The 5,059-nt window shown below is 64.1% G+C and carries 5 protein-coding genes; 4 read left to right on the plus strand and 1 reads right to left on the minus strand.

Features of this window, described 5'->3' with window-relative positions; all coding sequences use genetic code 11:
* The 4 genes from E2C06_RS35260 to E2C06_RS35275 all read left to right on the plus strand — a co-directional run.
* Positions 1–233 (plus strand): transposase (locus E2C06_RS35260; protein ID WP_193560539.1); only part of this gene is annotated, 233 nt, incomplete at its 5' end.
* A 27-nt stretch (positions 234–260) separates the two neighbouring features.
* Positions 261–1,004 (plus strand): alpha-E domain-containing protein, encoded by a 744-nt coding sequence (locus E2C06_RS35265; RefSeq protein WP_277751919.1) that lies wholly within the window; start codon positions 261–263, stop codon positions 1,002–1,004.
* Between the two features lie 12 nt (positions 1,005–1,016).
* The gene (locus E2C06_RS35270) at positions 1,017–1,931 is read left to right on the plus strand and encodes a transglutaminase family protein (protein WP_133293211.1); all 915 of its coding nucleotides are present in this window, start codon (positions 1,017–1,019) and stop codon (positions 1,929–1,931) included.
* 22 nt (positions 1,932–1,953) lie between these two features.
* Positions 1,954–2,808: a transglutaminase domain-containing protein gene (locus E2C06_RS35275; protein ID WP_133293212.1), complete on the plus strand. Its 855-nt coding sequence runs from the start codon at positions 1,954–1,956 to the stop codon at positions 2,806–2,808.
* Positions 2,809–3,401: 593 nt separating this feature from the next.
* On the opposite strand, the gene E2C06_RS35280 is transcribed toward E2C06_RS35275, so the two are convergent.
* Positions 3,402–4,655 (minus strand): D-amino acid dehydrogenase, encoded by a 1,254-nt coding sequence (locus E2C06_RS35280; protein WP_133293213.1) that lies wholly within the window; start codon positions 4,653–4,655, stop codon positions 3,402–3,404.
* Positions 4,656–5,059: the final 404 nt, after the last annotated feature.

Here is a 5,059-nt window from a genome sequence, read left to right on the forward strand (position 1 = left end):
TCGTCGGGCGTGAGGCCGAGATCGAGGTGTTCCACCTCCCAGGGTACAGCCCGGAGCTGAACCCGGACGAGGGGCTCAACGGCGACCTGAAGCAGGCGGTGACCCGCAAGGAGCCGGCGCGCAGCAAGGCGCAGCTCAAGCGCGCCGTCGTCGGGCACATGCGCAGGCTCTCGAAGCTGCCCGACCGCGTCCGCAGCTTCTTCGAGCACAAGACTTTTCGCTACGCCGCCTAATTCAAGATCGCCCAGGCCGGATCAATAATCGACCGTGCGAACCCGACGTCGATTGTAAGTGCTATTGCGGCTGCACGTGAAAATGCGCGCGCCCTCCGGCCTTTGATATCAACCGAGATGTGGGCACAGCTCAATGTCTTCCATAAATGGCTCAGCGAGCTGGAGCCTGGGGCGCTGAGGCCCGGTAATCTCACTCGCTTGCTCAATCGGATCAAAGAGGCTTGCCAGACCCATACTGGTATCACTGATGGCACGTTGCACCGCGACCAGAGCTCCTACATCTACCGCCTCGGCCGAATGATCGAGCGCGCCGACCAGACCACGCGGCTGATCGACTTCAAGTACCATGCTTTACTGCCGAGCCCCGGCGATGTCGGCTCTCAAATTGACATCGGACAATGGGATGTGGTGCTACGCTCAGCGGCGGCACACCACGCTTATCTGCGTGTAGTTGCGGGCGGCGTTACGCCTGCGGGTGTTGCCGGTTTCCTGCTGCTGCACCCGCATTTCCCGCGCGCCGTTACCTTCTGTGTCGGTGAGGCGGACCGGCTGCTCGGCGTGCTGCGCGATCGCCACGCTCTGCCGGGTGCCGCGGCCGCGGCTCAGGGGCTGCGTGCGCTGCGCGTCTCACTTGGTGCGCTTTCCATAGAGGCGGTGATCGTTGGTGGGTTGCACGAGTTCCTCGACCAAGTGCAGCGCCGACTGATCGCCGCCACCGATGACCTCTCCACTGCCTACTTCGGAGCGGCCAAGTCGCAAACCCAGAGCTGAAGCACCGCCCGCATGCCCTTGCTCACCGTGCAACACGTCACGACGTACCGTTACAAGCAGTCCGTCGCTTTCGGCGAGCATCGCATGATGCTCCGCCCGCGCGAGGGCCATGACCAACGATTGTTGGAGGCGCGGCTCGATATCACCCCGAAGCCCTCCGAGTTGCGCTGGCTGCACGACGTCTATGGCAACAGCGTCGCCATCGCCCGCTTCGCCAAGCGCGCCAAGGAGTTGCGCTTCGAGAGCGTTATTCACCTAGACCATCGCCCGCACCAGGCGCTCGATTTCCAGATCGAGGATTACGCCCGGACCTTCCCCTTCGCCTACAGCCTGGAAGAAATCCCCGACCTCGCCCGGTCGATTGAACGGCACTACCGCGACGACGAACGCGCGGTGGACCGTTGGGCGCGGCGCTTCCTGAGTAGGGACGGTCCGACCGGCACCCTCGACCTGCTGGAAGCCATGACCCACGGCATCAAGCGCGAGCTATCCTACATCCCACGTCAAGAGCGCGGCATCCAAGACCCAGTCAAGACGCTGAAGCTCGGCAGTGGCACCTGCCGCGACTTCGCCGTGCTGATGATGGAAGCCGCGCGCTCCCTTAGCCTCGCCGCTCGCTTCGTCTCCGGCTACCTCTACAGCCCGGTCGACGGTGGTAAGGGACATGTCGGCGGCGGCGCCACCCACGCCTGGGTGCGGATCTACCTGCCCGGCGCTGGCTGGGTGGAGTTCGACCCCACGAACGGCATCGTCGGCAACCGCGACCTGATCCGCGTGGCCGTGGCGCGCGACCCAGCCCACGCCCTCCCGCTGTCCGGAACCTGGACCGGCTTCCCCTCCGACAGCCTCGGCATGACCGTGGACGTCTCTGTCACCGGCGACGCCACACCGCCCCCCGCGGCTCACGCCCGCGTCGCCGTGCCTTGATTGACCCCAGGGAGACCGCACTATGCAGATCCGCGCCGGCTTTGAGATCGCCTATGACTGCCCGCAACCGACGCCCATGCTGCTGGCCCTCAGCGTGCATCCGTCCCGCATGCAGGACGTGATTGGGCCGCATCACATCGCCTTCGATCCGCGGATAGGCGCGTCCGACTACCGCGACTCTTTCGGCAACATTGTCACTCGCATCCTCGCGCCGGCCGGGCGGCTGACCATGACGGCCGAGTTCCTGGTGCAGGATCCCGGGACGCCCGACGCGATGGTGCCGGAAGCGATGCAGCACCCCGTGCAGGATCTGCCGGACGACGTTCTGGTCTTCCTGCTTGGCAGCCGCTACTGCGACACCGATCGCCTTTCCGACACCGCTTGGTCGCTGTTCGGCGGCACGCCCCCGGGCTGGGCGCGGGTGCAGGCGATCTGCGACTACGTGCATGACCGCATCACCTTCGGCTACGAGCATGCCGATCCGACCCGCACCGCGCATGGCGGCCACACGGACCGCCGCGGCGTCTGTCGCGACTTCGCCCACCTGGCCGTCACGCTCTGCCGCTGCATGAACATCCCGGCGCGCTACTGCACCGGCTATCTCGGCGATATCGGCGTGCCGATATCGGACGCGCCGATGGATTTCAGCGCCTGGTTCGAGGTCTATCTCGGCGGCCACTGGCATACCTTCGACGCGCGGCACAACTTTCCCCGCATCGGCCGCATCCTGATGGCGCGCGGGCGCGATGCGACCGACGTGGCGCTCACCACCACCTTCGGCCCCTGCACCCTTGCGGGCTTCCGCGTCATCACCGACGAGATCACGGCGGAGCCGGGGGTGGGCCGGTCGCCTTTGTTCGAAGCCCGGGATGTATGATTCGGATGACACAAGAGCCGGCAGCGGAGCGGTCGGGCACGTCGGGATGCCACTCCGCCTCCAGCATTGGAATGCGGCAGCACCTTCCTGAATCTAGCACCAAGGCAGGGATGTTGGGGCAGACCGCAACACCCAGGTGGACCTTACCTGCGTCGGACGACCTTATATATGCCCTCGGTCGCGTCGTTTATAACTTTGCACAATTGGACATTTCGGCCGAACGCATGCGGCGAGGGCTCACCGGCCGCCTCTGCCTAATGCCCCCGAACCTTCCTTGGGAACAGCTTATCGGGGAGCTTGAGCGCGCCGCTTTCCAAGCGCCGGCCGGCGAGGAATTTCCTGCGCAGGTGCTTCGGATAGCAAGACGGTACGTCGATTTGAGGACTAAACGGGACAGGCTCTTGGGCGCACCCTCGCGTAGCATGGCTGCGAACGCGTGGCCGCTGGAGGACATCCGGAGCACGGCGCGCGACATCGAAGTCGCCGCGGTCGAGATCAACCGACTGCTGCGCCAGTTTTTCTGACCGCGATTGCGCTGCCGGGGAGCCGGTCGGCGCAGGAGCATACCAGCATGCTTCGCTGCATAGAAGGAATCAGGCGGCGTACTCGGCGTGATTGCTCGCGACTTTGGCGTGCACGGCATCGGCCACCATCTGCGCGGTAGCCGCTGAGAGAGTCCACCCGAGGTGGCCATGACCGGTGTTATAGAAGACACCGGGACGGCTTCCCGTTCCGATCCGCGGCATAAGGCTCGGCGTCATGGGCCGCAAACCGGCCCAAGGCACCACATGGGCCGTGCTGACGTCGGGAAACAACTCCTGCGTCCAGGCGACGAGTGGCTTGATGCGACCGGCACGGATGTCGCGGTTCTCGCCGTTGAATTCTGCAGTGCCCGCGACCCGGAGGCGGTCGCGGCCAAGGCGGCTGGTGACGATCTTGGTCTGATCATCGAGCAAGCTCACCGTTGGCGCTGCGGCTTGGCTCCTCGTGTCCTCGAGGTGGACGCTGATAGAGTAACCCTTGACCGGGTAGATATTGAGGCGGTCCCCCAGCATTGTTGCAAAATGCCGGCTCGCCACACCAGCGCAGACCACGACGGCATCGACTTGCAGGCTTTCTTCCGGGGAGGCACGATCTGGGCCTCGCCAAAGCACGGTTATGTTGTGCCCGCTATGGGCTATGCCGGTCACGTCGGCTTCAAAGATGAAGCGGGCGCCACGGCGCACGCAGGCGTCCGCCAGTCCGCGCGTGAACTTATGAATGTCGCCGGTCGAATCGGAAGGCGTGAAAAAGCCCCCGTAGTAGGAGCCGTGGATGGTCGGCTCGATCTGCCGCATCTCCTCGGGCGTGACTCCTCGGCGGTCGAGACCACCTTCGCGCAGAAGATCGTTGACCCTGGACGCCGCTTCATAGCCGGCTTTGTCGCGGTAGATGTGTAGAATACCGCGCCGTTCCAGATCAAAGTCGATCCCTTCTTTCTCGGCGATGGCAAAAAGATGCCTACGGGCTTCGATGGCGAGCTTTGTGGTTGCGACGGTGTTCGCGCGGTAATTGCGGATGTGCCCGATGAACTCTGCCAACCAGGAATATTTATGGACGCTGGGGCGCGGGTTGAGGAGCAGTGGAGCGTCATGCCGAAGCACCCATTTCGCGCCTTTTAGGATCGTGCCCCAGCTGTTCCATACCTCCGCGTTGCTGGCCGAGAGCTGCCCTCCGTTGGCAAAAGATGTCTCCATCGCAGCGTAGCGTTGGCGGTCCAGAACGGTGACTGAATGCCCCCGTTCGAGCAGAGCATAGGCCGTGGTAACGCCTGTGATGCCTGATCCGATGATTGCGACTTTGCTCATCAGAAGCTCCGAGGCGAGGGTTTACGGGAAAGAAATCTCCGGCGATGAGCGGGGACCCGTCATGCGATGAGATTGACCGCAGCGCATGCGCAGCAGCGGAAATCCATTCGCATACGAATGGTCCGTCGCTTCTGGCTAAGTGTCCGTCCGGGAACAAGCGGCCGCTTCTCAGTGACTTACAATCAGACCGCGCGCGAACTCGCCATAGTAGCCCATGACCGGCACGGGGACGCGCAGGTTCAGCCGCCGACGGCAAATGACTGATTCGGCAAAGCCTGTTCTCGGATGGACACTAAGCTCGACTTTGGCCATTTCCTTGAGGTGAGGCGGCGGAGCGGGTGAGCGGCTAGGCTGGGGCGTCCCCGCCAAAGGACAGCCGCCATGCCGCGCCTGCCGGCCCGCTT

Source organism: Dankookia rubra (genome assembly GCF_004355005.1).
GTDB lineage: Bacteria > Pseudomonadota > Alphaproteobacteria > Acetobacterales > Acetobacteraceae > Paracraurococcus > Paracraurococcus ruber_A.

Coding starts and splice junctions, on each gene's coding strand:
- E2C06_RS35270 (WP_133293211.1), top strand. CDS start 1,017: ATGCCCTTGCTCACCGTGCAACACGTCACGACGTACCGTTACAAGCAG.
- E2C06_RS35275 (WP_133293212.1), top strand. CDS start 1,954: ATGCAGATCCGCGCCGGCTTTGAGATCGCCTATGACTGCCCGCAACCG.
- E2C06_RS35280 (WP_133293213.1), bottom strand. CDS start 4,655: ATGAGCAAAGTCGCAATCATCGGATCAGGCATCACAGGCGTTACCACG.